The organism is Rhodococcus sp. KBW08 (assembly GCF_003852455.1).
Taxonomy (GTDB): domain Bacteria; phylum Actinomycetota; class Actinomycetes; order Mycobacteriales; family Mycobacteriaceae; genus Rhodococcus_F; species Rhodococcus_F baikonurensis.
In genome coordinates this window covers 1119-6139 of the sequence record NZ_QAJJ01000048.1, presented here as the reverse complement: position 1 = coordinate 6139, position 5021 = coordinate 1119, and the positions used below count along the sequence as shown (strand labels likewise).

Annotated in this window: 1 protein-coding gene; it reads left to right on the top strand. The window is 60.2% G+C overall.

All coding sequences use genetic code 11. The features are described 5' to 3' along the window. The coding region (locus DBV08_RS31905) for a non-ribosomal peptide synthetase (RefSeq protein WP_311717463.1) at window positions 1–5021 on the top strand (5021 nt) is incomplete at both ends.

Below are 5021 nucleotides of genomic sequence, written 5' to 3'. Positions count from 1 at the left end.
TTGTTGTTGCCGCAGTTGTTGGTGGCGGCTGTCGAGTTGGGTCCTGAGCGGGAGGCTTTGCGGTTCGAGGGTCGTTCGCTGTCGTATGCGGAGTTGGATGAGTGGTCGTCTCGTTTGGCGCGTGTGTTGATTGGTGTTGGTGTGGGGCCGGAGGATCGGGTTGCCATTTCGATTCCGCGGTCGATTGAGTCTGTTGTGGCTTTGTGGGCGGTGGCGAAGTCGGGTGCGGCGTTTGTGCCGGTGGATCCGAATTATCCGGCTGATCGTGTGGCTTACATGATCAGCGATTCTGGTGTGTCGGTCGGTTTGACTGTTGAGGGTGTGCGTGCTGGGTTGACCGATTCGGTCGGGTGGATTTCGATTGATGCTTTGGATGTTGTGGAGTCGTTGGGTGCTGTCTCGGGTGAGCCGGTGTCTTATGGCGAGCGGGTGCGGATGCTGCGGGCTGAGCATGCTGCGTATGTGATCTATACGTCGGGTTCGACGGGGCGGCCGAAGGGTGTTGTTGTTTCGCATTCGGGGTTGGCTGTTTTGCAGCAGGAGCAGATTCGTGTGCTTTCGCTGGGCAGCGATTCGCGGGTGTTGCATTTTACGACTCCGAGTTTCGATGTGTCGATTTTCGAGTTGCTCGAGGCGATCGGGGCAGGCGCTGTCATGGTGATTGCCCCGTCGAGTATTTATGGTGGGCCCGAGTTGGCCGAGTTGATCAAGGCTGAGCGTGTGACGCATGTCGGGGCTACTCCTTCGGTGCTTGCTTCGGTGGATCCTTCGGGGCTCGATGATGTTGCTGTGGTGGTTGTTGCGGGTGAGGCGTGTCCGCCGGAGTTGGTTGCGAAGTGGGCGCCTGGGCGTCATTTCTTCAACGCGTATGGTCCGACCGAGATGACGATCGTCACGAACATGACGGAACTTGTTGTGGGTGAGCCGGTTACGATCGGTGGTCCTATTCGTGGTGCGGTGTCGTTGGTGTTGGATGCTCGTTTGCAGCCTGTCCCGACGGGTACTACGGGTGAGCTGTATCTTGCAGGGCCTCAGGTTGCGCGCGGATATCACAATCTGGCGGGTATGACGGCTGATCGTTTCATTGCGAATCCTTTTGGGGCGCAGGGTGAACGGATGTATCGCACGGGGGACGTAGTGCGGTGGACGGAAAGTGCTGTCGGCGATCGTAGCGTCGAATACGTCGGACGGTCCGATTCCCAGGTCAAGATCCGTGGCTTCCGCATCGAGTTGACTGAAATCGACGCGGTCATCGCACTCGACGACCGGGTCGAGTTCGTGACAACTCTCGGGCGAGTGTTGCCCAGCGGTGAAACGGCTCTCATCTCGTATGTGCTTCCTGCAGTTGGAGCCGTGCTGTCCGGGGATGACGTCCTGGCAGTGGTCAAGACGGATCTTCCCCGTCACATGATTCCGGCGGCTGTCGTTGTCATCGACGAGATCCCCTTGACGCCTGTAGGAAAGCTGGATTCGGCAGCACTTCCTGATCCCGTATTCGAGGCCCGAGAGTTTGTAGCGCCATCCTCCGCTGGTGAGGTCGTGGTCGCGCGCGTGTTCGAAGAACTCTTGGGGGTGGACCGAGTCGGCGCTGAGGACGATTTCTTCGAACTCGGCGGCAACTCGTTGATTGCTGCGAAATTGGCCGGGCGTCTCAGTGCGGCTTTCGATGTGCGGGTTCAGGTCAAAACGCTCTTCGAGTACTCGACAGTCTCCGGTCTTGCATCTGTTTTGTCAGATTCAGCGGGGCGTGTGCGAATTGCCTTGGCCCCTCGCTCTCGTCCGGAGCGGATACCTCTTTCCCTTGCACAGTCGCGGATGTGGTTCTTGTCGAGATTCGACTCTGTGTCTGGTGTGAACAACATTCCGATCGTGTTGCGGTTGTCCGGTGCCGTCGATGTTTCGGCACTGTCCGCAGCGCTGTCGGATGTTGTTGCGCGGCATGAGGTGTTGCGGACCGTCTACCCGGAATTCGAGGGCATCGGGTTCCAACAAGTACTTCCGGTGGACGAATTCGTGGGAACTGTATTGCCCGAAACTGTCGACGCGGCCGACTTGCTCGGTGTGCTGACGCCAGTGGTGGCAGAGGGGTTCGATGTCACGGTCGAGGTGCCATTGCGGGTTCGTTTGTTCCAGACGGGTTCGTCGGAGTTTGTGTTGGCGTTGGTGATTCACCATATCGCTGCTGACGGTGTGTCGATGGGTCCGTTGGTGCGTGATGTGTCGATGGCGTATGTGGCGCGTGCGGGTGGACAGGTTCCGGGGTGGGCGCCGTTGGCGGTGCAGTATGCGGATTACGCGTTGTGGCAGCGTGAGGTGTTGGGGTCCGAGGGTGATCCGTCGTCGTTGATGTCTGAGCAGTTGGGGTATTGGACGTCGGTGTTGGCGGGGTTGCCGGAGCGGATCGAGCTGCCGGCGGATCGCCCGCGGCCGTTGGTGGCATCCAATCAGGGTGCGAGTTACCAGTTTTCGATAGACGCGCGGTTACATCGAGCGCTCGAGCAGTTGGCGCTTGATCGTAATGTGTCGTTGTTCATGGTGGTGCATGCGGCGTTGGCGGTGTTGTTGGCGCGGCTGAGCGGTAGTGACGACGTTGTGGTGGGCTCTCCGATCGCAGGGCGGGGTGAGCCGGAGCTGGACGATCTGATCGGTATGTTCGTCAATACTTTGGTGTTGCGGACCGAGGTGGATTCTTCGGAGTCTTTCTCGGCGTTGTTGGGTCGGGTTCGTGAGGTCGATCTGGGGGCGTTCGGCAACGAGGACGTGCCGTTCGAGCGTTTGGTGGAAGTGCTTGATCCGGCGCGGTCGCAGGCCCATCATCCGTTGTTCCAGGTTGCGTTGTTCTTTCAGAACATGGCGCAGGATGTCGTGGAGTTGCCGGGACTGTCGATTGCCGGTTTCGACGCAGGTGTGGAGATCGCGAAGTTCGATCTGCAGTTGACGGTGACGCCGGTGGAGGAGGGCGGCGTCGGTGTGGGGATGCCGATGTCGTTGACGTATGCGACGGATTTGTTCGACGAGTCGACGGTTGTTTCGTTTGCGGAGCGGTTGGTGCGGGTTCTGGAAGCGATGGTGGCGGAGCCTGATTCGGTTGTCGGGGATGTGGAGTTGCTCGGTGAGGGCGAGCGTTCGCAGGTGTTGGTGGCGGTCAATGACACTGTTCACGAGTTGACTGTTGGTGCTTTGTTGCTCGACGGTTTTGTTGCGCAGGTGGCGGCGACGCCGGATGCGGTGGCGGTGGTGTTCGAGGGGCAGTCTCTGACGTATGCGGAGTTCGGGTCTCGGGCGAATCGCCTTGCACGGTATTTGGTTTCGGTGGGTGTGGGGCCGGAGTCGTTGGTGGCGTTGGCGATGCGTCGGTCGGTTGATCTTGTAGTGGGTATGTATGCGGTGGTTGCTGCGGGTGGGGCGTATGTGCCGCTGGATCCGGATCATCCGGTCGAGCGCAATGGTCATATTCTCGGGACCGCGGCACCGGTGTGTGTGTTGTCCACTGCTGGTGACGGTGTGGTGTTGCCGGGTGAATTCGATGTGGTGTTGATCGACGAGTTGGATGTGTCCGGGTTCTCGGATGCGCCGGTGTTGGATGTGGATCGTGTTGCGCCGCTGCGGGGTTCGAATGCTGCGTATGTAATTTTCACGTCGGGGTCGACGGGGAAGCCGAAGGGTGTGGCGGTTTCGCATGCGGCGATCGTCAATCAGATGGCGTGGATGCAGGGTCGGTATGTTCTGACCGGGTCGGATGTGTATCTGCAGAAGACTGCGACGACGTTCGATGTGTCGTTGTGGGGGTTCTTCTTGCCGTTGGCGGTGGGTGCTCGGTTGGTGGTGGCCACTCATGACGGTCATCGGGATCCGGGGTATTTGGCGTCGGTGATCGCTGATCAGGGTGTGACGGTGACGGACTTCGTGCCGACGATGCTGTCGGTGTTCGCGGGGGAAGTCTCTGCCAGCCAGTTGGTTTCGCTGCGTGATGTGTTCGTCATCGGTGAGGCGTTGCCGGCGCAGACGGTGCGCGATTTCGGTGTGGTGTCGGGCGCGCGGGTTCACAACTTGTATGGTCCGACCGAGGCTGCGGTGTCGATCACGTTCGCGGATGTGACGGGCGCCGTCGATGGTGGTGTGGTCTCTATTGGTGTGCCGCAGTGGAATTCGCAGGTTTTTGTGTTGGATTCGCGATTGCGTCCGGTGCCGGTGGGTGTTGCGGGTGAGTTGTATCTTGCGGGTGATCAGTTGGCTCGTGGGTATGTTTCTCGTCCGGATTTGTCGGCGGATCGGTTCGTGGCGAATCCGTTCGGTGGGGCGGGTGCGCGGATGTATCGCACGGGGGACTTGGTGCGGTGGGGTGTGTCGGGTGAGCTCGAGTACATCGGTCGTACCGATTTCCAGGTGAAGTTCCGTGGTCAGCGGATCGAGTTGGGGGAGATCGAGTCGGCGTTGGTGGCCGATGTGTCGGTGTCTGTGTCGTCGGTGGCTGTGGTGTCGACGGTGACCGGTGATCAGTTGGTGGGGTATGTGGTGCCGGCGTCGGGTGCGGTGGTTGATACTGCGGCACTGGTGGATTCGTTGGGTGCGGTGTTGCCGTCGTATATGGTGCCGTCGCAGATCATGGTGTTGGATGCGTTTCCGCTCAATGCTTCGGGGAAGTTGGATCGGAAGTTGTTGCCGGAGCCGGTGTTCGAGGTTGCGGTGTTCCGGGCTCCGGTGACGGCGGTGGAGGAGATCGTTGCGTCGGTGTTCGCTGAGGTGTTGGGTGTCGATCGTGTGGGTCTCGATGACGATTTCTTTGCACTCGGTGGTAATTCGCTGATCGCGACGCGGGTGGCGGCTCGGTTGGGTCAGGCGCTCGATGCGCAGGTTCCGGTGCGGGTGTTGTTCGAGGCGTCGTCGGTGGAGTTGTTGGCTGCGCGGGTGGAGTCGGAGGTCGGTTCGGGTGCGCGGGCGGGGTTGACGGCTCGGGTGCGTCCGGAGCGGGTGCCGTTGTCGTTGGCGCAGCAGCGGATGTGGTTCTTGAACCGTTTCGA